The sequence below is a fragment of the bacterium genome (genome assembly GCA_021372535.1).
Classification (GTDB): domain Bacteria; phylum Latescibacterota; class Latescibacteria; order Latescibacterales; family Latescibacteraceae; genus JAFGMP01.
The window spans coordinates 60,599-85,335 of the sequence record JAJFUH010000234.1 but is presented as its reverse complement, the minus strand read 5'-3'; the positions used below and the strand labels follow the sequence as shown (position 1 = coordinate 85,335).

Sequence of the window (24,737 nt, the reverse complement as noted above, 5' to 3'; positions counted from 1 at the left end):
AGGGCTGTGAAAAAGTATATTTTTCACGAGCCCCATGACGAAATGTGTTGTTTTGTTGCTGTCAAGGGCATGTAAATCGGCACTTCGTGCCGACCCTTGACAGCATATATTCACGTACATCATGTTTATCACAAGACTTTTAAACTGCCCGCTCATCTTCGTCATTTTACAGCTTGAAATTCATATCGGCCTGGAACCGGCGGTAATCTCTGCCCTTGTCGATGCCCTGCCGATTGAAAAAACAGGTCACGCCGGCTTTTATTTTGGGCGCCACCTGGTAATTGACATTAATCTCATGCCCCTCTCCGTCCGTTCCGCCGCCGATGAAGTCGGAATCGGTGAATGCCCCGACAACGGCATCCTTTTCGAGATGACGGTAGCTGTATCTGAAATCGAAAGAGCCGGGTTTTTTGCATTTTCCGAGTGTAAAGCCTGCAAGCCAGCCCCGATCATCATCGACGTGCTGCGCGATATTGTCGACATAATCACCAAACACGGTCACATTGCCGCCAAGACCTGCGGGTTTTATTTCACCGAAGAGCTCGATATCCCTGTAACCATAGCGGTAATTGCCGTTACCGTCGACCGAATTCCCGAAACTGTCCGCCGTATCGTAAAAGGACGGGTGTTTCCGGGCATTCCGATAGTCGAAGTATCCCGCGCCGAAGGTTATCTCCGCCGCCGCCGACCGATACGTTATCCCCGCCTGGCTGCCGAGAAGGATGGCATCGTTATCCGCCTTGCGCTCATCGACCCAGAAATAGGCGGCATGAGCGAATAGAGTCACCGGCCCCCCACTTTTCGAGTATCCGAGCGCGAGACCTTCCGGTTTCAGATCGCTGTCCCACAAAAGCTCCGTATCGCCCGGAACAAACAGGGGATTCTGCATCTTTCCGCCGTGCACGGTCAATCCCTGAACTGTCCGGGGATTCCACTCGAAAAAAGCCTCTTCGATATTGATCTGCTTGCTTGAAAATCCTCCCGTAAGAGTCTGATTTCTCGAAATCGGGTCATCGCTCCCGGAAGAAAGCCGGATACCTATGGCCACATCTTCATGAACCCGGGCATTGAGGTTGATACGAGCCCTTATCCTGTGACGGTTTCTCATATCGTTTCCTTCAGCGTCGATGAGTTCGTGACGGTACCGGAGATCGGCGCCTATGGTAAGATTTTCTTCAGAAAACGCGGCTTTCACCGGTACACATGACAATCCTGCAATAATCAGCCATAACCATTTCGATTTCACGGTATTCCCCTTTTCTGAATGACGGTTTTCCTGCATGAAAACAGAGCCTGGCCGGCCGTTACCATTCCCTGCGCCATATATTGAAGACAGTGTAAAATTATTTTCCATCCCCGGTCCCCAATCATCAACCGGTGATGAAATATCTCGTTAGTTTTCTGTTTTCAAACTATTAGTCCCCGAACAATTCACCGGGGATTCATACCTGTCCCGAACAGCACGTAACCGGACACTAAGTGTTTTTTAACAGGAAACTAATATAAAATTATCATGTTAATTGACTGTAAAGGGAGTGTGAGAATTCGGTTAGCCCGGGGGAGAGTGTAAACAAATGAAGGATTATGCGACGGGCAGGGTAATGGTGAAGGTACTTCCCTGCCCCGGGGTGCTTTCCACGTAGATGCGGCCCTTGTGGGCGAGTACGCTGTGTTTGGCGATTGCAAGACCAAGACCGGTTCCGCCGAGTTCGCGGCTCCTGCCTTTGTCGACACGGTAGAAACGCTCGAAAATTCTGGTCTGATGCTCCTGCGGAATACCACAGCCGCTGTCCGAAACCTCGATCGTGAGGGTCTGCGCATCCTGGAAAGAACGAATGTAAACGGTGCTGTCATTTCCGCTGTACTTGATCGCGTTATCGACGAGATTGATCACCGCCTGTTCGAGGAGCAGGACATTACAGTTGATCATGGTATCGGAACAGGACATACTTACGGTTATCCCTTTCCGGCGGGCTTTCGGCTCGCAGAGAAGACGGACATTATTGAGGATTTCACAGATGTTGTGAGGTTCGAAGATAATCCTGCCGTTCTCGATGTCCTGTTCGATTCGCGAAAGACTGAGCAGGTCTTCAACAATACTGTTGAGCCGGTTCGAATGTTTCAGTATGATATCGAGAAACTGATTCCTGTTTTCGATGTCCTCAATGGCGCCGTCACGCAGGGTTTCGACAAATCCGATAATGGAAGTAATGGGCGTCTTGAGCTCGTGGGAAACATTCGCAACAAAATCCCGCCGGACATTCTCGAGCCGTTTGAGCTGGGTGATATCGTTGAGGACTATAACCGCGCCTGTCTGTCCCCGCTGAGCATCGAGAAGCGGAGTTCCGTGCGCATGAAGAACGCGATCGCTCCCGTTATGGATGACGATCTCTTCCTCGACTGTCTCTCCGACAGTCAGCGTGGTGTTTACAAAATTCTGGAGATGAGTATTCCGTATGACTTCCTGGATTTGCTTCCCTTTACAGTTTTCAGGATTAATACTGAACAGCTTCTCGGCTGCCCGGTTGTATTCGATAATTCTTTCTTCCATGTCGACAGCGAAAACCGCTTCGAGCATTCCCGAAAAAACAGCCTCGATCTCGTTTCGCTGTTCGGTGATGGTACTGATGCGTTCGGAAAGCTGCGCCGCCATGGTATTCATTCCTTCGGAAAGCGTTTCCAGCTCGTAAATACCGCTCATCGAAATACGGAAATCCAGGTCGCCGCCGGCAAAGCGGTTGATTCCCTGAATCATCTCCCTGATGGGTCTGTTTATCCACCGCGACACATAAAAGGTTACTATGGATGCAATGACAATTATCACCAGTGCGGTCAATGCAATTTTCATATAGATGATCTTTAATGAAAAACTGACCGCGGTAACCGGCATCGAAGTTCTCACTATGCCGATAATCGAACCGTTCTGCTCAACGGGAACCGCCACATACATCAAATCCTTTTTAAGCGTGTAACTGTAACGGGTCGCCATCCCGACAGTACCGGATAGGGCTGTTTTTACCTCCGGTCTGTCCCCGTGGTTATCCATTTTCCGATAATCTTCCTCGGAATCCCCGACAACCACACCCCCGGCTGTTATCACTGTTACACGTGTCCCGATTTCCGATCCCACAGTACGGCAGACAGCATCGATCTTCCCCGCGTTCGGGAAAGATATATCCCCGTCGATCATTGTTCTGACGAGCACGGCTCTGATTTTGAGAATTTCCCGGGTATGCTCACTGTAGAAATCCCTGAGCGAACGGAAGGTAAACAGCGCCACCATAAAGAGCGAAAGAAATGTGATGATCAGATATGACTGAAAAAGTTTCCAGAGGAGTTTTTTGGAAGGGGTCATGGCTTATCCTTCAGCCGGTATCCCACTCCGCGGACCGTTTCGACGTATTTCCCGGAATCGCCGAGTTTTTTTCTCAATCCGACTATCTGGACATCGATAGAACGGTCGGTCACAGGGTAATCGTTCCCTTTTATCGCATTGATGATCTGGCTTCGGGTAAAAACCCAGCCGGGCTTGCGCATGACCATCAGCAGGATTTCAAACTCTGTTGCGGTGAGATCGACCGGGTTCCCATCGACAAGGGTTTCGCGTTTTTTCGTATTGAGAATGATCCCATGGTTCGCATACACGCCATTCGTATCCACATTACGGTTCCTCCGAAGAACCGATTTGATCCGCGCCACCAGAACTCTCGGGCTGAAGGGTTTCGTGATATAGTCATCAGCGCCCAGTTCGAGACCGGTCACGATATCCGCTTCCTCGCCTTTTGCGGTAAGCATGATGACCGGAATGTGTGATGTCCTGGAATCGTTTTTCAGTATTCGGCATATATCGAGCCCGTCGATACCGGGAAGCATGAGATCGAGCAGAACCAAGTCAGGCGCCGCCGACCGTATCCCATCGAGACCATCTTCCCCGGTTCCGAAACAATCGACCGTGTAACCATAATTCTCAAGGTTGTAGCGGACCAGTTTCAGCAGGTCTTCTTCGTCATCGATCACGAGTATTTTTTCTTTCGCCATCCGTTTCGCCTCTGCATCGGTTTTTGGTGATACATCAGGTATGGATGAAAAAATAAACGCCGAATGTTAGCCATTTGTTAGAAAAAGATAAGTAATTCGTGTGAATTACAATATATGTATCATGGCGTTAAATGTCATGCACTGAATCGGAATAATATATAAACGCATAACCCGATCTATTTACAAAAATTTAATGAAACACGGATTTGTTCTACAGTTGGCAACCACGGGGGGTTGCCCCTACAATAAAAAAACACGAACAATTATTTCGTCAGGTATAATAATCCGTTATGATTTTTTGTGCCTTCCTGCTGCGATGCAGCGCAGCGCGGCGAGTATGGTAAACTATTTTCATGAATAACCTCCATGACCAGGGCAGGTCACAACGAAGGATGAAAAATGTATGCAGGCTGCATATGGATTCCCGATTAACGATTCGGGAATAACGGCGTTACAGGGACTTATGACACCAGGACGGGGCTTCAGCGCCGGGAACCGTAGATGCATTTTCAGATAAATCCGGGCAAAAAAAGGCATCCCGTTTTCAGGGATGCCTTTTGGTTATCCTGTTGTGAAACGGAGATTGCCGGTTATCTCATTTCATCAACGTTATTTTTATTGACGCCGCCGTGCCGTTCATACGGAGCCGCGAAACATACACACCCGCCGACACAGGCTGGCCGAAATCGTCACGGCTGTCCCATACGGAGCTGTGCCTGCCCTCCGTCATGTAATCCGAAACGAGTTCCCTGACTTTCTGGCCCGTGATGCTGTAAATGACGAGATCCGCGAATCCGGCCTCCGGCAGGGTGAATTCGATGGTCGTCGAGGGATTGAACGGGTTGGGATAGTTGCCGAGCAGGGCGAAACCGGAAGGCTGCGAGGCATCGACGGCTGTCTGAAGGGACATGTTCACCGATGAGCAATCGAAATCTTTGACGTATATCTCTATCGACTGGTGGCGCTGGTCGCTGTTTTCATACACATAGCAGAACCGGGTACCGTCCGGTGAAAATATCGCCCACCGTGACGAGATTGCCGGGGCTCTCGGGAAGAATTCTATCGTCTCGCCGGTATAGAAATTATAAGCGCACAGTTTGGGAATGGCGCCCATGCTGTAGCTGTGCGAGCCCGTGGAATCGCTTATAGTGTTGCTCCGAGGCCCGCCGTTGCCGCTGAAGAGAATCCATTTGCCGTCCGGTGAACATTCGAGACTGCTGTGGACAGTCGTCAACTCATCGCCGGTATCGAACGTTATCTGTTCGGGCGCGCCTCCCGCCACAGGTATTCTGAAAAGCTGCCCGCCATTTGTATAATCCGCATAAATGATATATTCGTCATCCGCCGAGAAGCAGTACTCCCAGTTAACGGGAAGAGTCCATTCACAGCCGGTTTCCGTATCCTGAACAACGAAATTGTCGTTCTTCACTCCGTCGTATGTCTGATTGAAATATGCAAAATATTTTCCATTATGACTGAATTTGCAATTCGCCGCTTCTTCGACAAGTGTGCGAACCTCTTTCGTATGAATGTTGATCGCCTGAATCACCGGGACAGGATTCGATACACCGCATCCGCTGTATGCGCCGTCCGAATTGAAATGCAGTGTCACCTGGGTTCCCCGGGACTCGTCGATGATATGCGTCTCGAAAACGATTTCCTCGCCATCCGGCGTCATACACGCGGGTCGGTTATACGTGCTTCCTATATAGTATCCCTGGTAGACCCAGAAGCAGGTATAGAAACGGACGGGATCGCCGCCGTCGACAGGGACGAGAAAGATGCTCGAATAAGCTCCCGCCCCGTTCGAGCACGCTATCGTCTGCCCGTCGGGCAGCCAGACCGGATTAAGCTGATAGCTGGCCAGCGTTCTGCGAGTTTCCCATTCGAGCCATTCGTCGGACGGTTTTGTTCCGGGTGTGGGCCATGGAACAGGATAATTCTGAAAACTTTCTCTGTCGAGTGCGAGCACCTGCTGTCCGTAAACCTCGTTCTCATCGCCGAACACCGAAGCGGCGCTGACGAGAAAACAGGCTGCTAACAAAAGCACAATACCATTTTTCATGACTTTCTCCTTCCACGGAAACACATTAAAACATTCGATCAAACTCCATGTGAGTCTGGTCGATAACAGCGGCAGAAACTTTACACAGTAAAATTTACCGTGGTAAAACATTTTTGTCAAGTGTTTTTTTGTACAAAAAAACGAGGTTCTGCCTGAGGTTATTCAATATGTGTGCAGATTCTCAATCAAAGCTTTTGACACCTCCCGTTTCATAAGGTATATTCAAACGTGTTCATACATAAAAGTAATCCCGCACCGGAGTCATATATACCATAGAGGGGGTCACCGTGGTCAGACGAGTCACACTGAGCACCCGCCCGGAGTTTACGGACAGCCGCGGCGAAGGTGTCAAAAAGGATGCGCTCGATCTCGGCGTGAAAGGCATAACGGATGTCAGGGTCAGCGATGTCTACCTGTTCGAGGGGGACATCCCCGACGGAGATATTGCACGGATTGCCGGGGAGCTTCTTGCCGATAAAATAACCCAGGATTACGCTGTTGACGACAATCCTGAAGGTAAGGGACAGGTTATCGAAGTCGCCTATAACCACGGCGTCATGGACCCGGTCGAGGGCTCGCTGTACAAAGCGCTCAGGGATATGGGAGTCTCCACGGTGACAGGGGCGAAGACCATGAAGCGGTATGAGATATCTGGGACGGTTTCACAGGCCGATATCCGCCTGCTTACCGACAAGCTCCTTGTGAACAAGATAATCCAGCATGTCGCCGAACCGGGCGAAGAGGCGTTTCTCCATGCGAAACCGGTCGAGGGTGTCGACCGCATCGAAATCGACCTTCTCGGCCTCGATGACGCGGGATTGACAAGCCTGTCGCGGGACCGTTTTCTGTCGCTCAACCTCGACGAGATGCGGACGCTCAGGGATCATTACAAAAAGCTCGGCAGAAATCCCTCCGATGTTGAGCTGGAAACATTCGCCCAGACATGGAGCGAGCACTGCGTTCACAAGACCTTCCGCGGCATCATCAATTACAATGGCGAGATCATCGACAACCTCCTCAAACAGACCATTGTCAGGGCAACACGGGAGATCGACCACGACATGTGCGTGAGCGTGTTCGAGGACAACGCCGGCGTGATACGGTTCGATGACGCGGACAACATCAATTTCAAGGTCGAGACGCACAATTTCCCCTCCTCGCTCGAACCGTACGGCGGGGCCGGCACCGGCATCGGCGGCGTTATCCGCGACGTGCTCGGAACGGGGCTCGGCGCAAAACCGATCATGAACACCGATGTATTCTGTTTCGCACCGCCCGATATGGCGCTAAAGGATGTGCCGCCGGGAGCGCTCCACCCGCGGAGGGTCATGAAAGGCGTTGTCTCGGGTGTCCGCGACTACGGCAACAGGATGGGAATCCCGACACCGAACGGCGCGGTATGTTTCGACCGGCACTATGTGGGCAATCCGATAGTCTACTGCGGCACCATCGGCATCATGCCGAAGGAATGCTCGTTCAAGAAGGTTTCCGACGGCGATGTGATCGTGCTTATCGGCGGCAGAACAGGCCGTGACGGCATCCACGGCGCAACACTCTCCTCCACCGAGGTCACCGAGGAAAGCGAAACGACATCCTCGCATGCTGTCCAGATCGGGAATGCCATCCAGGAAAAAAAGATGACCGATACCCTTCTCATTGCCCGCGACCGTGGCCTCTATTCCGCCCTCACCGACTGCGGCGCGGGCGGGCTGTCGAGCGCAGTCGGCGAAATGGGCAGGGAAACCGGCGCCGTGGTCGACCTTGAAAAGGTTCCCCTCAAGTACGAGGGACTCAAATACTGGGAAATCTGGGTGTCGGAAGCTCAGGAGCGCATGGTGCTCGCAGTACCGCCCGACAGGGTGACGGAGCTGCTCGGTGTCTTCGAGGCCGAGGATGTCGAGGCAGTCGTGATCGGGACGTTTACCGGAAACGGCGTCATGACGCTCCGTTATCACGGTGTCACCGTAGGCGAGTTCGATTGCGATTTCCTGCACGGCGGAGTACCGAGACTCGAACGGACTGCCTCATGGAATCAGCCCTCGTACCCGGAGCCGGATTTCCCCTGTCCTGCGTATCTCGGCGATCCGCTTAAAAAGATTCTCGGCGCATGGAATGTATGCTCCAAAGAGTGGATTATCCGCCAGTACGATCACGAGGTTCAGGCCGGAAGCATCGTGAAGCCTCTGACCGGCGAATCGAACGACGGCCCCTCGGATGCCTGCGTTCTTCGTCCGAAGCTTGGCAGCAACCGCGGTATTGCGGTGGCGAGCGGCATCAATCCCAAATACGGCGTGATCGATCCCTATCACATGGCCATGTCGGTCATCGATGAGGCGCTCAGGCAGATTACCGCTGTCGGCGGCAATATCCTCCAGACCGTGCTGCTTGATAACTTCGCATGGGGAAACACAACCATTCCCGACCGTCTCGGCGATCTCGTGCGGGCATCACAGGGTTGTTATGATGGCGCTGTCGGTTTCGGGACGCCGTTCATTTCCGGCAAGGACAGCCTCCGGAACGAATTCATCTATGGCAACAAGGTGATCAGGATACCCCCGACTCTCCTCATCAGCGCCCTGTGCGTCATGGATAATGTTACAAAGGCCGTCACGATGGATTTCAAGTGTCCCGATAACATGATTCTGATTGTCGGACTGACCAGAACCGAAATGGGAGGTTCGCATTACTGGGATATCCACGGCGCTGTGGGAAATTCCGTCCCGACCGTGGATGTTCAGACAGCCCGCGCGACCATGATCGCGCTCCATACCGCCATGCGGCACGGTCTCATTGAGTCATGTCACGACTGTTCCGAGGGCGGCATCGGTGTCGCGCTTGCCGAGATGGCGTTTGCGGGCGGTATCGGCGCCGCAGCGGACCTTATTCTCGTTCCGACGGAAACTCCGATGCGCGTTGACCACATCCTTTTCAGCGAATCGAATTCACGGTTCATTATCGAAATACGGCCCGATCACATAAACGAGGTTTCTTATATCCTCAGAGATGTACCTTTTGCCATCATCGGAAAGACTACCGGCAACGATCGTCTCATCATCGAGAGCTCGAACGGCACCGTGGTCGACGAGAACATTTTCGACCTGAAAAAAGCATGGCAGGAGCCGCTGAGAGTTGTGTAACAGGGGGAACACGCATGAAGATACCATGGATATATCCCATTTTTCCCGTGATAATGGTCATTGCAGGGTGCAGTGACAATAACAATCCTGTCACCCATGAGAATTATTTTGAAAAACCTGTTTTCGAGGTGAGCGTTCTGAAATGGTACAAGGGAAAAACGGCGGCTGTATCCATCAATTATGATTCGCCATGGGGAAGAAACAAGGATGTCGATTCCATCGACGACGAAGTGTTGAGCAGAGGACTTCGCATGGATCACGAGCTTGTGACCAGCTCGTATGAAAAGTATCCGGAGATCGTGGCGCGGATGCGTGACGAGGCTATCCCGCGTGGTACCCATTTTTACGGCCACGGTCACACCCATGTTCTCCATGACGATTACGATTACGAATTCTGTTATACCTCGTTCAAGACCTGCTACGATCTCATGAAAGAATGGGGATTACATCCGAGGGCATACGCTTATCCCGGAAGCTCGGCGTACAAAGTGACGACGCAGCTCGCCAATAAACAGGCGGGATTCATCTGCGCCCGAGGCGCCGAGCTGGACCGCAACCTCATATACATCTGCCCCGACGATGTCAGGGAACCCACGAACTGGCAGTATCTCCCTTCGCTCGTGGTCGGGCAGAACTACAGCTATTATGTCCAGAACCACGACGAGATGGGGCCGCTTCTGATGACCTGCCTCGATAAAAAGGCATGGCTCATTATCATGTACCATGCGCTCGGGTTTCCGGACAGCTGGGGATACTATCCCCGCGAGGAGTTTATCAAGGATATCGACCTGATCGCCGCGAGCGATTTCTGGAGCGGCAACACGGATATGGTTGCATGCTATATTCAGGAACGGAATGCCTTTTATGTCGATATCGACGATGTCGATGTCAGCAAGTCGATACTGACCTATAAAGTGAAGTTTTGCGACGGTCTCGATAACGGGATATATGACCAGCCGCTGACACTGGAATTGACGTTCGACCATGGGGTGCAGGCGGAAACCGTTCATATCGAACCGGCAATTGAGGGCGTAACAGACTTTACGGTGGCAGACAACAAAATTCGTATCGATGTCCTTCCCAATGAGAAACCGTACTTTATCTCGATTCCCCTGAGGGGAGATGCATGGACCGCAATAAAAAAGTGAGATAGCGCGGGAAGTGACCCGGAAGCGAGTGTATCAGATCAGGTTTTACAATAACACATGGTTTTCGGTGTGCAAATGCCGGAAAAGGAGAACAAACACCATGAAACCGATTGTACAATTGTGCGTAATCTGTGCGGTCATATCTGTCTTCGTGTTCTGTTCCGTCACCAGTTCTGTGAATGCCCAGCCATACCTCAAGGCGAGCCCGGAGGACATGCAGTGGTGGAAGGATGCCCGGTTCGGGTTTTTCATCCACTGGGGACCCGTGAGCCTGAAAGGAACCGAGATCGGCTGGTCGAGGGGAGGCGAACGCCGGGGACGTAACGATAAAACCACCGGTGAAATTCCGGTCGATGTCTACGATAATCTCTACAAGCAGTTCAATCCCGTGGAGTTCAACGCACAGGAATGGGTCGCCATTGCAAAGGCCGCGGGGATGAAGTACCTCGTTTTCACCACGAAACATCACGACGGTTTCTGCGAGTTCGACAGCAAGCTCACCGATTACAAGATAACGAGCCCGGATAGCCCGTTCAGACGGGATGTCGTAGCCGAGCTCGCGAAGGCATGCCACGATGCCGGGCTCAGGCTCGGATTCTACTATTCGCCGCCCGACTGGCATCATCCGGATTATCGTACAGCCCGTCACACCGACTACATCAAATATCTGCACGGTCAGATTCGCGAGCTCTGCACGAACTACGGCCAGGTGGACATCATGTGGTTTGACGGTCTCGGAGGCACTGCCCAGGACTGGGATTCGCAGGCCATGTTCAAGATGATCCGCGAGCTCCAGCCTCATATCATCATCAACAACCGCGCCGGGCTCGAAGCCGATTTCGGCACCCCTGAGCAGCAGATCGGGACGTTCCAGACCGACCGCGCATGGGAATCGTGCATGACCATCGGCGATCAATGGGCATGGAAACCGGATGACCGTGTAAAATCGCTCCGGGACTGCATTCATATCCTCGTCATGTGCGCGGGCGGCGACGGCAACCTGCTGCTCAATGTGGGCCCGATGCCGAACGGGAAAATCGAACAGCGTCAGGTCGACCGTCTCAAAGAAATCGGCGGCTGGATGAAAGTCAACGGCGAGAGCATCTATGGTACCCGGGGCGGTCCGGTGCCGCCGCAGAGCTGGGGTGTGACGACGCACAAGGGGAACACGGTGTACGTGCATGTGCTCGACGAAAACGCCGGTGTCGTTGCCCTGCCTGCAACGGTCGGAACTGTCGCCGGGGCTGCAATGCTCGACGGCAGAAAGGTCGACTTCGAGACGACGGCCATGGGAACGATTCTGAAACTTCCCGTGCAGAACAGGGATCCTATCGATACGGTTGTGGCGCTCAATATAAGGAAATAAAGGATTTTCCCACGGACAGGTGATGATTCGACATTACGGAAACCGATTCTGTGTAACTACAGCCATTTTTCTTTTTGCTTTGAGTCTGGCAGCAGTATCCGCGGGTCAGAACGGCGCTGTTATCCACGGCGTTGTGACCGATTCCGCTACCGGTGAAACACTGCCGGTTGCTCACCTCAGGGTCGAGGGAACACGGAAGGGAACCATTACGAACACCGCCGGGTTCTACACCATCGAGCTCGACTCGCTCCCCACCGTGATTCACATAAGCTATATCGGGTATAAATCGCAGACACTGACGATCACCGACCGGTCGCCCGAAGAGCAGAACATAGCGCTTGTTCCGAGCCCCATCCAGCTTCAGGAAGTCGTGGTGTCTGCCGAGGACCCAGCCATAGGCATCATGCGGGAGGTCATCAGGAGAAAACAGATATGGCGGAAAACGCTCGAATCCTACCGTGCAGAAGCCTACACACGGATTGTCATCGAAAACGACACGACCATCGTTTCGATTCTGGAGAGTATCTCCGAAGTCCTGTGGGATCACAAAAAAGGCGTCAGGGAAACGATCGGGGGTAAGCGCCAGACGAAAAACATAAAAGCACAGAACAACTTTGCATCCGCGCGGGTAATTACCAATTTTTACGATGACGACATCAATATCTCAGGGTATAAGATTATCGGCCCGACAAATCCCGATGCCTTCAAATACTATGATTTCAAGCTTACCGGGAAACGTAAAATCGACGACACCACGGTGTTCGATATTTCAGTCACGCCGAAAACCATCCTGCAGCCAACGTTGGTGGGGAGTCTTTCCGTTCTCGACGGCGAGTTTGCGCTCATCAGGGTACAATTACAGCCCGGGGAAATGATTTTATTCCCCCCGCCGATCGATAATGTACGTCTTACGTTCGAGCAGCAGTTCAGTAATTTCGGCCAGTCATACTGGCTGCCGGTCGATGTGAAGAACGAGGGGGAGATAACGATCAAGCTTCCGGGACTTGCTTTCCCGCCGTTAAAGTACCGGCAGCTGACACGATTTGCCGATTACGATGTCAACGTGGCGCTGCCGGATTCGCTCTTCAAAAAGGTAAAGACCGAAATTCAGGTATCCGCTACAGCGAGCAGCGACAGCATCACCATCTCCGCGAAAAAAACCGATTCGAGCATCACCGACGAATCGGCCCGGGCGCGGTCAGACAGTCTTTTCGCGGCGAAAAAAGAGGATATCATCCCCCTCACCGAGGGCGAAAATAAAGCGTATGACGTCATCGACAGCACCATGACCTTCGACAAGGCATTTAAACCGACCGGCTGGCTCGCCCGCATGGTGATCGACGACGATAAAAAAGAAAACAAGCCCAAAAAGCCCGAAGGCCCGGTCAGACGGTTTATTTCCCCGTTCCGTCCGCAGGTGTGGCATAACAGGGTGGATGCGTATCATCTCGGCCTGAAATATGGGAATAAAATCGTGAAAGACCTGAAGTACGAGCTTTCAGGAGCATACAAGACAGGGCCCGACCGGTGGTCGTACGGAGGCTCGTTGAAATATAACTGGGGTGACAAGGGTAACTGGTCTGCCGGTCTCGGGTATGCGGACTGCACTGCACCGCGGTATCAATCCTCCAACTATCCCATGTACCTGAGCAGTTATCAGACGTTATTCGGGCACACCGATTATTTCGACTATTTCCGGAACAAATCGTTGAGCGCTTCGCTCGAACGACGTTTCGTAAAGCCTCAGTTAAAAGTGGGTGCGGGAATCGCCATCGAGGACCATTCGTCGCTAATAAAAGAAACCGAGCGCACAATCTGGGGGAGCACAAAACACCAGAGACCGAATGCCGCGATCAGTGAGGGTGCCCTGCGGTCGGTGAATCTTTCGGTCGAGTACGGCGGAGAGAGAATTCCCTTCGGCATAATGGGACAGAAAAGAGTGGAACTCGATATCGAGCACAGTTTCCCGGATTTCCTTTCGAGTGACTTCTCCTTTACCAGCTACCGGATTACGGTCGACTGGAGGATCAATACCTTCCTGCGGCGGCGCATGCTGCCCAATACGCTCGATATACGGCTCATCGGGGGAACCTCGACCGGCAATCTTCCCGTCCAGCGTTTCGGAATCATCGACGGCTCAATGGGCAGCTTAAGCCCTTTCGGCGTGTTCAGGGCGCTCAGGAACCATCCGCTCGAAGGAGAGCAATACTGTGCGTTTTTCATGGAGCACAATTTCAGAACAGTGCCTTTCGAGCTCGTCGGGTTGAAACGGCTGGCAAAAAAGGGCACGGGCATTATTCTCCATGGCGCTGCGGGAAGAACATGGATACCCGAAAAGCGGCTGTCCGGGCTCGGATATGAGCCCTTCTATCTCGATCGGTTCCATAGCGAGATCGGCCTGTCGGTCAATGCACTGTTCGGCTATTTCCGTCTCGATGTGACGAAGCGGCTCGACCGTCATGGCGTATTCTGGGGAATCGGTGTCGTCCGTATGTTGTAATAAATCAAATATAAGAAATTTATTTAACCACGGATTAACAAGGGTTGGGCGGATTGATGCGGATTGGGGGTTCGTACCTGACCGATGTAACATCGCAGGGGTAATTCATGAATTACCCCCTGCTCCGTGTCTCCATGGTGAAATATTTTATATGATTATTCAATGAACTCATAAACACTGATATATTGTACGAGTATTGTCATTCCCAAGAACGAAGTGAATTGGGAATCCAGTATTAACATCGCTCAGTTATGAGCATGAGATGATGGATTCCCGTTTTCACGGGAATGACACGTTACCGTGTAAAAAATATCTCATTCGTAAGGTTTATGTACTAATTGAATAACTAGAATTTTTTAAAGAATATTTTCAGATAAATTTGATTTAATAGAAGGAGGAACGAATGGCGAAACCGAAAGCGCTTATACTGAGAGCCGCCGGAACGAACTGCGACGTTGAGAGCGCCTATGCCGCCGAGTGCGCGGGGTTCGAGGCCGAGCGGGTACATATAAACCGTCTGGCGTCCGGAGAGGTCAGGCTCGATGACTTTTCGTTTCTGTTCATTCCGGGAGGATTTTCGTACGGTGACGATGTTGCGGCGGGGAAAATCATGGCGCTCGAACTCAACAAAAGGCTCGGCGATGCGCTCTTCCGTTTCGAGGAACAGGGAAAAGCGGTGATCGGTGTCTGCAACGGTTTTCAGGTGCTCATCAAAACCGGCTTCCTGCCTTTCCAGACCCGGACAACAGGCGAAATACGCGCCACGCTCACGAACAACGACTCGGGAAAATACGAGGACCGCTGGGTGCATCTTGCCGCTGAACCAAAGAATATCTGCATTTTCACCCGCGCCATGAAACCGGTATTCGAGCTCCCTGTCGCGCACGGCGAGGGCAAGTTTGTCGTCCGGAGCACAGATGACATGAAAGAGCTCGAAACGAACGGCCAGATTGTGCTCCGCTACATATCGAAAACCGGCGGAGTTCCCTCCTATCCCGAGGACCCCAACGGTTCGATGGGCCATGTCGCGGGCGTATGCAACAGGCGCGGGACGATTTTCGGTCTCATGCCCCATCCCGAGCGGTTCCTTCACCGGACCAACCATCCCCGCTGGACACGGTGCGATTTGCCGGAGGAAGGGGACGGCGCCGCATTTTTCAGGAACGCGTTCGAGTACTGTTCAGCATTGTAAACAACCAGCTGCCTCGTACAGATATACAGGAATCCGCATAAACCGGATGCCGGAACGGGCACATACCCCATGAATGAAGAAAAGCTCAGGGAAATAATCCTCGAAACGATTAAATCCTATAACAAGAAAAAAATCCGCCGCCGCGAGCTCTATGGCAAGATCGGTGTCAAGGGCCTCGGTTATGATGAGTTCAAGCGTGTGCTCACCGACATCGAGAAAACGGGCGATCTTGTCAGGAATAAAGGGCGCCGATTCTCGCTTCCCGAGGACAGCGGTATATATACCGGGATTTTTTCGGCGTCGAAGAACGGAGGAGGATTTGTCCATACCGACAGCGGCGAAGTCCTCTATGTCAGGGATATCAATACCGGCAGTGCTCTGTCCGGCGACCGTGTCCGGGCGAAAATCATCAAAAAAAGGCATCCCGGCCTGACCCGCACGGGCGAAGTTGTCGATATTATCGAACGGAGAAAAAAACCGGTCGTCGGAGTCTTCCGAAAACGGAAGAAAACCGCCTATGTTATCCCCTCCGAGGACGGCTTCCCGGAACCGATGATCGTGCAGGAAGGCGGAGAGTCGGAAGCCGCTGAAGGCGATGTCGTGGTCGTGCGGCTGCTGAGCGAATCGACGGGCTTCTCACGGCCGCTCTGTGTTGTCGAGGAAGTGCTTGGCCAGCCGGACTCCCCCGGCGTGGATGTTCTTGCGCTTGCCCGGCGGTACGAACTTCCGGTGAAGTTTTCCGACGAGGTTGTCGCCGAATCGAAGCAGGTTCGGGAAGACCTCGGCCCGGCGATGTTCGAACGGCGGCGAGACCTTCGCGGGCTTGTAACCTTCACCATCGACCCTGTCGACGCGAAGGATTTCGACGACGCCCTTTCGATCAGCCGGACCGGAGACGGCGGTTATGAGCTCGGTGTGCATATCGCCGATGTTTCGCATTATGTCCCCGATGGCTCGGCGATGGACCGCGAGGCGCTTTCGAGAGGCATGAGCTGCTACCTCGTCGACCGCGTGATACCCATGCTTCCTGAACGGCTCTCGAACGATCTGTGCAGTCTCAAGCCGGACATCGACCGTCTCACCAAGAGTGTCATCGCCATGCTCGACCGTGAGGGGAACGTTCTCTCCCACGAAATCGCCGACACCGTTATCCACTCCCGCAGACGGCTTACCTATGAGGAGGTTCAGGACTTTCTCGACGGTCGGCCGGTCTCCGGCGACGGTATACCCGCAGAAGTGGGAGAAGCGCTTGCCATGCTGTCGGAACTTACCGATGCGCTTGCACTGCGCCGTGCGGAGCGCGGGGCGCTCGACCTCGAACTGCCTGAAGCATACGTCGTGCTCGACGATAACGGAAAGCCCGTGGACATTGTGAAACGGCGGCGGCTCAAATCCCACCGTGTTGTCGAGGAGGCGATGATTCTCGCCAACATCCTGACAGCGGAGCGTCTCGGCGGAATGGATGCCCTCTTTCTCTACCGCGTTCATGACGAGCCCGATGAAATGAAGCTTGCGGCGTTCGGCGAGGTTGCAGACATGCTCGGGTATGAATTTCATCTCTCCCGCATCCGTGATGACCGGTATATCGAGGACTTTCTCGAATCCCTCCGCGGAAAAAAACACGAGCGCCTGCTCAACATGCTCCTCCTGCGTTCCATGAAAAAGGCTGTTTACAGTCCCCGCAATATCGGCCACTACGGCCTGAGGCTGCCTGTCTATACCCATTTCACCTCGCCGATACGGAGGTATCCCGATCTCATCGTTCACCGTCAGCTCGAAGCGTTTGTGATCGGCGGCGGCAGTCCTGTCAGGCATGACAAGGCCTCCTTCGAGGATATGGGCGCAATGATAACCGAACGCGAGATAACCACCGATGCCGCCGAGCGCGAATCGATCAAAATGAAAACCGCTGAATTCATGAGGAATCATCTCGGCGAGGAATTCGAGGGCACGGTATCGGGGATGATGCCGTTCGGTTTCTTCGTCGAGCTCGACCGGTATTTTGTCGAGGGGCTTGTCCACGTTTCAACTCTCGATGACGACTACTATATGCTCGACAAGACGGGGATCGCTCTGGCCGGAAGGAATACGGGAAGACGGTTCGTGCTGGGAGACCGTCTCCGCGTGGCGGTCGCCCGGGCCGACAAGGAACGCGGTGAAGTCGATTTTGTCATTGTCGGGAGCCTCGATAACGGACCGCGGAAGAAAAGGAAAAAAACGCTGAATGGCAGGAGCCACAGCCGTCCGGGCAGGACATGAAGAGCAGGGTGTAAAATCACGGTTTTGAGAGAATGGCGCTGTCAGGCAACATCATAGCGGGACAGACATCCGGTATTTTACACAGCAATTACCATTGGAATATATTATATTAAGATGGCGGTTAAAAAAATATCTTTTCACCCGCCCGATGATGAAATATGTAGTTTGGTTACTGTCAGGGGCATGTAAATCAGCACTTTGTGCTGACCCTTGACAGCTCATATCCTCCGGACGGTGTTTTTCAGAGGCTTTAAACGTTTGACAGGTCTTTTTCATTGAAGCCGGCTTCGGTATGATGCAAAATTGCGTTCAATGATGTAAAAAAGCACGCAATAGACCCTGAAATAAATTCAGGATATAGCATAAGCGCCGTCATGCTGAACTGGTTTCAGCATCTTTTGGAATTACTGCAGTGAGCTATGACAGCTGTTCGAATACAATTCGGTATGAATCGATGATTATGATAATCCCCTTCTCTCATCCATAAGAGAAAGATCGGGGTTGAGGACAATTACATGAGCTATGACCGGAAAACAGAAAACGGGAACGCCGGTTCCATGCACGAATATGTCGGCGCGATTCACATCCATTCGAATTACTCGGATGGGCTCAGGCCGATACCCGAGATTGTGGACATCGCTGCGCAGTCCAGGCTCGATTTTATCATGTTTGCGGATCATATGACTCTCGACCCGATCAAGGCAGGACTGGAACGGTGGTTCGGCCCGGTGCTCTGCATCATCGGATACGAAATAAACGATGCCGACAACCATAATCATTATCTCGCGTTCGGACTCGATGAAATACTTCCCCCCTATTTGTCTGCCCATGAATATGTAAGAGAGGTTAAAAACCATGGCGGTGTGGGTTTTATTGCCCATCCGGACGAGAAGCGCACCGCAATGGAAGAATATCCTCCCTATCCCTGGACCGCATGGGATTCCGAGGGGTATGACGGTATCGAGATATGGAACCATGCATCCGAATGGCTCGAAAAACTGACTCATACCAATAAGTACTTCAGAGTTTTTCATCCCCTCAAATATCTCAACGGACCCGAGCCGGAAACCCTCAAGCGGTGGGATGATCTCAACAAAAACGGGGTGATGCCCGGTATCGGCGGAATCGACGCCCATGCATACCCATACCGGGTAGGACCGATCGTCATCTATATTTTCAGATACAAAGTGCTTTTCAAGGGTATCAGGACTCATATTCTTCTCGAAGAACGTATTTCCGATGAAGTTACCGAAGCTAAGGAAGCCGTGCTCGGAGCTCTTAAATCCGCACGGTGCTTTATCTCCAATTACCGGTGGGGAGATGCCCGCGGCTTCAGATTCACGGCGTCGGAAGGCGGCAGGATATTTCATATGGGCGACACGCTTGAAACCCCGAGCGCGGAATTTATGGTAACATCTCCGCAAGCCGGGGATATTTTCCTCCTGAGAGACGGCAGCGTTGTCTCAGAATCCCGCGGGAAGACGCTCTCGTACACCACCTCCGAACCGGGCGCATACCGCGTCAAGATCAAACGAATGAACAGACCATGGATATATTCCAACCATATCCGCCTGCGAGGTACAGAGAACCATGAATAACGATGGATCATTTTCAGATAACTGCGCGAAATGCATGAATCGCGGCAACGGGCTTTTCGATGACGAACCCGGTGAGGAATGCGGAATTTTCGGTATATACGGCCATCCAAACGCCGCTGAAATGGCATATCTTGGCCTCTATGCCCTCCAGCACAGGGGACAGGAATCCTCGGGGATAGTAACCTCGGATGGAAAAGATATGTTCTATCACCGGGGCATGGGGCTCGTCAGCGAGGTTTTTGGCGACCAGGGCATATTCAGGTACCTGAAGGGTACCATGGCCATCGGGCACAACCGTTACTCCACGACCGGCTCGAACCGTATACGGAATGTCCAGCCGCTCATGGCCGCCGACCGTGACGGCCAGGTGGCGATAGGCCATAACGGCAACCTGACCAATACCCGCTCGCTCTATGAAAAGCTTATGAAAAAAGGCGCCCTGTTCCAGACTACGCTCGATTCCGAACTCATCATTCATCTTGCCGCCATGTCGAGGAAAGCAACATTCCGTGACCGCCTCATCGCAGCGCTCAGGGAAATCGAGGGCGCATACTGCCTCGTTATCATCACCCACGACAGCGTTATCGCGGCGCGCGATCCCCACGGCTTCAGACCGCTGTGCATCGGAAAGACCGATTCGGCCTGGGTGGTTGCATCCGAGACCTGCGCGCTCGATATCATCGGCGCACGGTATGTCCGCGATGTCGAGCCCGGCGAAATCGTCACCTTCGACAATGAGGGACTGCATTCCATCAAACCCTTCAAACCGCAGAAAAAATACTTCTGTATTTTCGAGTATATCTATTTCTCACGGCCCGACAGCTATATATTCGGGGACTGCGTGGACAAAGCCCGCCGCAAGATCGGAAAGACTCTCGCACAGGAGAGCCCGGTCGAAGCCGATATCGTCATCTCGGTGCCGGACTCCTCGAATACCGCTGCTCTCGGGTATGCCCATACGACGGGGATCAGGTTCGAGATCGGTCTTATCCGCAACCACTATATCGGGCGAACGTTTATCCATCCGAGCCAGGTTACCCGTGACGCCAAGGTGCGCATCAAGTTCAATCCCGTAAGAGGTGTGCTCGATGGTAAACGTGTGGTGGTGGTCGAGGATTCGATCGTCCGCGGAACGACATTCCGCAAGATAGCCCGTCTTCTCAGGGATGCCGGCGCCAGGGAAATCCACTTGAGGGTGAGCTCTCCGCCGATCATCTCACCGTGCTTCTACGGCATGGATTTCCCGACCCGCGAGGAACTCATGGCGTCGAACAAGAGTGTGGAGGAGATCAGGCGGTTCATAGGTGTGGATACCCTCTGTTATCTTTCCCTCGAAGGTCTCAAGCGCAGTGTGCCGAACGGGAACAATTCGTACTGTGTTGCATGTTTTTCCGGCAAATACCCGACAAAAATACCGGAAGACCTCAAGAAAAGCTGTCTCGAAATGGCAACATCGAACTCCCATATAATCGATGCCGACTCGCTGAGATACAACTATGATTGAGCTCGATTTGAAGCGCTGCGAGCTGTGCGGCACCTGTCTGGGCGTATGCGGTCATGATGCGCTTTCTATCGAAGGCGAGGGTTTACGCATAGATCGTGACCGGTGCATCCTGTGCCTCAATTGTGTCAAGGTCTGTCCGGTAGGTGCGCTGGTCGGAGAATAACGGCGGAAACTCATGACTCGAACGATAATAGGCGGGGTATGAACACATATGATATAGTCGTTATCGGCGGCGGACCGGCAGGTTCGATGGCTGCCCTGACCGCTGCCGGTCTGGGGCTCGATGTTCTCCTCGTCGAGCGCGACCGAACTATCGGATATCCCGTGCGCTGTGCCGAAGGAGTCGATGAAAAGGGTCTCAGCGAGTTCTTTACACCCGATCCCTCATGGATCGCGGCGAACATTACCGGTTACAACCTTATCGCCCCGGATGGAACCGTTGTCACCATGGACACCGGTAATGTTCGGGGTTTTATACTCGAGCGCGTGAAATTCGACCGCATGGTCGCCGAGCGCGCCGCCGAAGCCGGAGCATCGGTGAAAACCGGCGTCGAAGCCTTTGCCATGTCGGACTATGACCATGGCTTCCGGACAGTGAGCATGAGAACGTGCAGCACCTCGGAAGAGTGGACGGTGAAGGCGAGAATCGTTATCGCCGCCGATGGCACCGAATCACGCGCCGCACGGTGGGCAGGCCTGAAGACGAACGCCGCACCTCATGACATGGAAACCTGTGCGCAGGTTACCCTTGCAGGCGTCGACATCGATCCCCACAGCTTTTCGCTGTATTTCACCCAGAAATATGCTCCGAGCGGGTATGCATGGATGTTCCCGAAAGGGAGCCGCACCGCGAATGTGGGGCTCGGCATATCGGGTGACTGCGCCGGCTCGAAAAAACCGGTCGAATTCCTCGATGATTTTCTTGCCGCTTTTTTCCCGGACGCTTCGGTGGTTTCACGGACTGTCGGCGGCATATCCTGCACGGGCGGACTCAAAAAGATCGTCACAGATGGCGTCATGGTATGCGGAGATGCGGCTCACATGGCAAATCCCATAACCGGCGGCGGGATTATAAACGCCCTCATTGCGGGTAAATATGCTGGCGAGACCGCCGCGGATGTTCTGCTGAAACGGAACGTTCAGCCGGAAGAACATGCCCTTGCCGTCTACCAGAAGCGGTGCGAAAACCGTTTCGGCTCGATGAACCGGCGGTTCTACCGTATCAAGGAAGCAATTCTCACTATACCCGACAACAGGTTCAATGAAATAGCCCACGAGATCATCAAACTCCCCGTTTCTAAACGGACGCCCGTCCGGGTGCTCACTTCGGCGCTCACCAGTAATCCCGCCATGCTGCTCGTTCTTGCGAAAGTGGTGTTTTAAGATTCCACCTTTTTCAGGAATGAACCCCCATAACTATAGAAGATCATGAGAGTTATCCGGGTTAACCGATTTATGGCTTTCTGTCATTTTCTGAAACAGACGAAAGGGGAACGGATATGAAAAGAAGGGATTTCATACGGGCTGCAGCGGGAACGGCATTCGTCGCGCCGGTTATGGTAAAATCATCTCCGGTGCTTACTGCTGAAAAGGTCGGCGATTTTATAGCGACCCCCGAAAAACGGGCGGAATACCTGGCGCATATGCTCAAAGCGCTCGTTACTGACCTCGGCCCGCGCACGGTCGGTTCGCCGGAATATGACAAGGCGGCCGCGATTGTCAAAAGAGAAATGGAGCGCTCGCTGCCGGCTGTGGAGCTCGATACGGTGACCTTCGACCGGTGGGTTCTGATCGGAACACCGGAATTCACAGTCGGCGACAAACAGATCGAGATATGCCCCAGCCACGGAACGAGCGGTACGCCGCCCGGGGGTATCGCCGGAGTCCTGAAGAAGTCCGAAAAGAGCCAGATCGCTTATGAAATTGTCGATACGGCATCCGGGAAAACAACCGGGTATGTAACGATCTCCCCGAAAATAAAGGCTGCTCCCCGGCCATACTGGTTTTATGACGACAAGCCGGGCGGCATGCCGAATGTGAACATCGGCAAGCCGGATATCCCGATGCTCGATGAAGCTGTCGGGAACAAAACCCGTGTGAAACTGAGCTACCGGACACGGTTCATACCCAATGCGAAAACATCGAGCATCATCGGAAAACTTCCCGGCGAGAGCACGGACGAAATCGTGTATTACGCCCACCTCGATACGGTTTATAACAGCCCCGGAGCGAACGACAACGCCGCATCGCTGATCATGGTGCTCCTGATCGCTCATGCTTTTGCAGGCACAAAACCGAAAAAGACCCTCACCTTTATCGCCACGACCGGCGAGGAGTACGGCTATCTCGGAACGAAACACCTCGCGGAAAAATGGAAACGGGACGGCTCTCTCGGCCGGATAAAGTATATACTGGATTTCGACAGCGTCACATGGGGACCCGATATGACCCTCATTACGAACGACGAGGCGCTCGTATCACTCGTCCGTTCCGTCGACGGCGACCTCGACATTCCGGGAACACCGGAATGGAGAAAGGGCGACGGTCTCGGAAGAGAAACGATGCCGTTCAGGGATGCCGGGATTCAGGCGCGGGGAATTGTCGTGGATTCGGTACCTGTCGGTGAAGTGAATAATCTCTGCTGGCACCGTCCCGACGATGTGGCGAAATATATTTCACCGGAGTACGTGGAAATTGCGTTTCAACTGTTCGGGGGGTTGATGAAAAGACTACAGGATTTGTAAGAAGTAACGAGCCCTGCCTGTTCATTAAATTTTATAGAACGCTGATTTTCGCGGATTTGAGTTTCGTATTGTACCGATGTAACATTGTAGGGGTAATTCATGAATTACTCCTGCGCGTGTCTCCATGGATAAATATTTTTATGAATTATCCTAGTAAGCGAAAGAGCGGGTTAAGATTATAGAAAATATCGTTTTACAAAGATATGCTATGCGGAATAAATATGTTCATTGATTCGATGCCGGATTCTTTTGGACTCACCCGGTTCATTGACAGCCCTCTTGAAGTCCCCCAGGGGAATTTTGAGTCTGCTTTTACCGGAAGAAACTATGCCACCGAACTTTTTATCGGGAGTACTATAAGTATATGGAAAATTTTGACTGCTCACGATTGTGAAAGGGGAAATTCCGGTTTCAATGCGAAAACTGATTCTTTTATATGCCTTCATGCTTGCGGGAGTCATGGGATGTTCCCGTGCATGGGTAGCACCGGAAATCACGGGCGTTCCACCGAAGAATATCCCCGACCCGGACCGGTGCGGACTCTGCCATCAGGCCGAATATAATTCCTGGCGGAAAACCGTGCACGCGACCACTCCCCGGATTGCCGCGATTCCGGAGTTGCCGGGGGGATGCGCTGCCTGTCATGCGAATGTTTCCAGCCATATCGGGAATCCCGACACGGTCAAACCTCCTCATATCCCGTCACTGAGCGGAACCGACAAGAATCTCATCTGCGGGAAATGTCATTTCAATCGTGAAATTGTCGGGAGAAAGGCCATCAATCCCCGCGACCGGCATGGGCTGTTCCTGAGTGTCGGATTTGAATCGAAAGCCGTTCAGCTCGACTGCCTCCAGTGCCACCGCGGCCATGGCGGGAAATCCGACATGCTCCGATCCATGAGGGCGAACGCCTGTTTCAAATGCCATAAGGAAGCCATCATCACCATGGGAGTGTTCCAGCCGGTGAATTATCTGGCTGCAGGGAAAGCCTGTTTCGGATGCCATACAGCCCATGGGGGAAGCGCTCCGGGAAAACTTGCGCGAATGACTGTCGGAATCGGGGTCACCTGCGTAATCTGCCATCCGACTCTTGATCTGAGTAAAACGGGCTTCTGAACATTTCCTGATGACCTATGGTAGTATCCAAAACAATTATAATTCTCTGCGTTCTCGCGTGCTTAACAGT

General features: G+C 52.8%; 16 protein-coding genes. 12 read left to right on the top strand and 4 right to left on the bottom strand.

The window, feature by feature from the left end; translation table 11 throughout:
• Positions 1–166: 166 nt before the first annotated feature.
• The 4 genes from LLG96_20345 to LLG96_20330 all read right to left on the bottom strand — a co-directional run bounded on the left by LLG96_20345 (position 167) and on the right by LLG96_20330 (position 6,103).
• Complete coding sequence (locus tag LLG96_20345) at positions 167–1,246, bottom strand: putative porin (GenBank protein MCE5252560.1); 1,080 nt, start codon at positions 1,244–1,246, stop codon at positions 167–169.
• Positions 1,247–1,582: 336 nt separating this feature from the next.
• Positions 1,583–3,355 carry a PAS domain S-box protein gene (locus tag LLG96_20340; protein MCE5252559.1) on the bottom strand — a complete coding sequence of 591 codons (1,773 nt, stop codon included), beginning with the start codon at positions 3,353–3,355 and terminating at the stop codon, positions 1,583–1,585.
• Entirely contained in the window at positions 3,352–4,038 is a 687-nt protein-coding gene (locus LLG96_20335) for a response regulator transcription factor (protein MCE5252558.1), read from the bottom strand. The genes LLG96_20340 and LLG96_20335 overlap by 4 nt, the downstream gene beginning before the upstream one ends.
• 595 nt (positions 4,039–4,633) lie before the next feature.
• Complete coding sequence (locus LLG96_20330; protein ID MCE5252557.1) at positions 4,634–6,103, bottom strand: T9SS type A sorting domain-containing protein; 1,470 nt, start codon at positions 6,101–6,103, stop codon at positions 4,634–4,636.
• 287 nt (positions 6,104–6,390) lie between these two features.
• Here LLG96_20330 and purL point away from each other — a divergent pair, with 287 nt between their 5' ends.
• The 12 genes from purL (at position 6,391) to LLG96_20270 (ending at position 24,667) form a co-directional block, all read left to right on the top strand.
• Positions 6,391–9,240 (top strand): phosphoribosylformylglycinamidine synthase subunit PurL, encoded by a 2,850-nt coding sequence (gene purL, locus LLG96_20325; GenBank protein ID MCE5252556.1) that lies wholly within the window; start codon positions 6,391–6,393, stop codon positions 9,238–9,240.
• A 14-nt stretch (positions 9,241–9,254) separates the two neighbouring features.
• Positions 9,255–10,388 (top strand): polysaccharide deacetylase family protein, encoded by a 1,134-nt coding sequence (locus LLG96_20320; protein MCE5252555.1) that lies wholly within the window; start codon positions 9,255–9,257, stop codon positions 10,386–10,388.
• A gap of 100 nt (positions 10,389–10,488) precedes the next feature.
• Positions 10,489–11,754 carry an alpha-L-fucosidase gene (locus LLG96_20315; GenBank protein ID MCE5252554.1) on the top strand — a complete coding sequence of 422 codons (1,266 nt, stop codon included), beginning with the start codon at positions 10,489–10,491 and terminating at the stop codon, positions 11,752–11,754.
• Between the two features lie 22 nt (positions 11,755–11,776).
• Entirely contained in the window at positions 11,777–14,254 is a 2,478-nt protein-coding gene (locus LLG96_20310; GenBank protein MCE5252553.1) for a DUF5686 and carboxypeptidase regulatory-like domain-containing protein, read from the top strand.
• A gap of 403 nt (positions 14,255–14,657) precedes the next feature.
• On the top strand, positions 14,658–15,446 hold the full coding sequence (gene purQ, locus LLG96_20305; GenBank protein ID MCE5252552.1) for a phosphoribosylformylglycinamidine synthase I: 789 nt from the start codon (positions 14,658–14,660) through the stop codon (positions 15,444–15,446).
• 69 nt (positions 15,447–15,515) lie between these two features.
• On the top strand, positions 15,516–17,705 hold the full coding sequence (gene rnr / locus LLG96_20300; protein ID MCE5252551.1) for a ribonuclease R: 2,190 nt from the start codon (positions 15,516–15,518) through the stop codon (positions 17,703–17,705).
• Between the two features lie 515 nt (positions 17,706–18,220).
• A complete protein-coding gene (locus tag LLG96_20295; GenBank protein ID MCE5252550.1) occupies positions 18,221–19,303 on the top strand; it encodes a histidinol-phosphatase in 1,083 nt (360 codons plus the stop codon).
• Between the two features lie 34 nt (positions 19,304–19,337).
• Positions 19,338–20,807, top strand: coding sequence for an amidophosphoribosyltransferase (gene purF, locus LLG96_20290; protein MCE5252549.1), 1,470 nt, complete (start codon positions 19,338–19,340; stop codon positions 20,805–20,807).
• Positions 20,800–20,970, top strand: coding sequence for a 4Fe-4S binding protein (locus LLG96_20285; GenBank protein MCE5252548.1), 171 nt, complete (start codon positions 20,800–20,802; stop codon positions 20,968–20,970). The genes purF and LLG96_20285 overlap by 8 nt, the downstream gene beginning before the upstream one ends.
• Positions 20,971–21,008: 38 nt before the next feature.
• Entirely contained in the window at positions 21,009–22,190 is a 1,182-nt protein-coding gene (locus LLG96_20280; GenBank protein ID MCE5252547.1) for an NAD(P)/FAD-dependent oxidoreductase, read from the top strand.
• Between the two features lie 116 nt (positions 22,191–22,306).
• Positions 22,307–23,551 (top strand): M20/M25/M40 family metallo-hydrolase, encoded by a 1,245-nt coding sequence (locus LLG96_20275; GenBank protein ID MCE5252546.1) that lies wholly within the window; start codon positions 22,307–22,309, stop codon positions 23,549–23,551.
• Between the two features lie 414 nt (positions 23,552–23,965).
• On the top strand, positions 23,966–24,667 hold the full coding sequence (locus LLG96_20270) for a cytochrome c3 family protein (GenBank protein MCE5252545.1): 702 nt from the start codon (positions 23,966–23,968) through the stop codon (positions 24,665–24,667).
• The last annotated feature ends 70 nt before the right edge of the window (positions 24,668–24,737 follow it).

Excerpts from the sequence above, each read along its gene's own strand:
- purF (MCE5252549.1), top strand. The coding sequence starts at position 19,338 with ATGAATCGCGGCAACGGGCTTTTCGATGACGAACCCGGTGAGGAATGC.
- LLG96_20295 (MCE5252550.1), top strand. The coding sequence starts at position 18,221 with ATGAGCTATGACCGGAAAACAGAAAACGGGAACGCCGGTTCCATGCAC.
- LLG96_20330 (MCE5252557.1), bottom strand. The coding sequence starts at position 6,103 with ATGAAAAATGGTATTGTGCTTTTGTTAGCAGCCTGTTTTCTCGTCAGC.
- purQ (MCE5252552.1), top strand. The coding sequence starts at position 14,658 with ATGGCGAAACCGAAAGCGCTTATACTGAGAGCCGCCGGAACGAACTGC.
- LLG96_20275 (MCE5252546.1), top strand. The coding sequence starts at position 22,307 with ATGAAAAGAAGGGATTTCATACGGGCTGCAGCGGGAACGGCATTCGTC.
- LLG96_20285 (MCE5252548.1), top strand. The coding sequence starts at position 20,800 with ATGATTGAGCTCGATTTGAAGCGCTGCGAGCTGTGCGGCACCTGTCTG.
- LLG96_20335 (MCE5252558.1), bottom strand. The coding sequence starts at position 4,038 with ATGGCGAAAGAAAAAATACTCGTGATCGATGACGAAGAAGACCTGCTG.
- LLG96_20270 (MCE5252545.1), top strand. The coding sequence starts at position 23,966 with ATGCGAAAACTGATTCTTTTATATGCCTTCATGCTTGCGGGAGTCATG.
- rnr (MCE5252551.1), top strand. The coding sequence starts at position 15,516 with ATGAATGAAGAAAAGCTCAGGGAAATAATCCTCGAAACGATTAAATCC.
- LLG96_20315 (MCE5252554.1), top strand. The coding sequence starts at position 10,489 with ATGAAACCGATTGTACAATTGTGCGTAATCTGTGCGGTCATATCTGTC.
- LLG96_20340 (MCE5252559.1), bottom strand. The coding sequence starts at position 3,355 with ATGACCCCTTCCAAAAAACTCCTCTGGAAACTTTTTCAGTCATATCTG.
- LLG96_20310 (MCE5252553.1), top strand. The coding sequence starts at position 11,777 with ATGATTCGACATTACGGAAACCGATTCTGTGTAACTACAGCCATTTTT.
- LLG96_20320 (MCE5252555.1), top strand. The coding sequence starts at position 9,255 with ATGAAGATACCATGGATATATCCCATTTTTCCCGTGATAATGGTCATT.
- LLG96_20280 (MCE5252547.1), top strand. The coding sequence starts at position 21,009 with ATGAACACATATGATATAGTCGTTATCGGCGGCGGACCGGCAGGTTCG.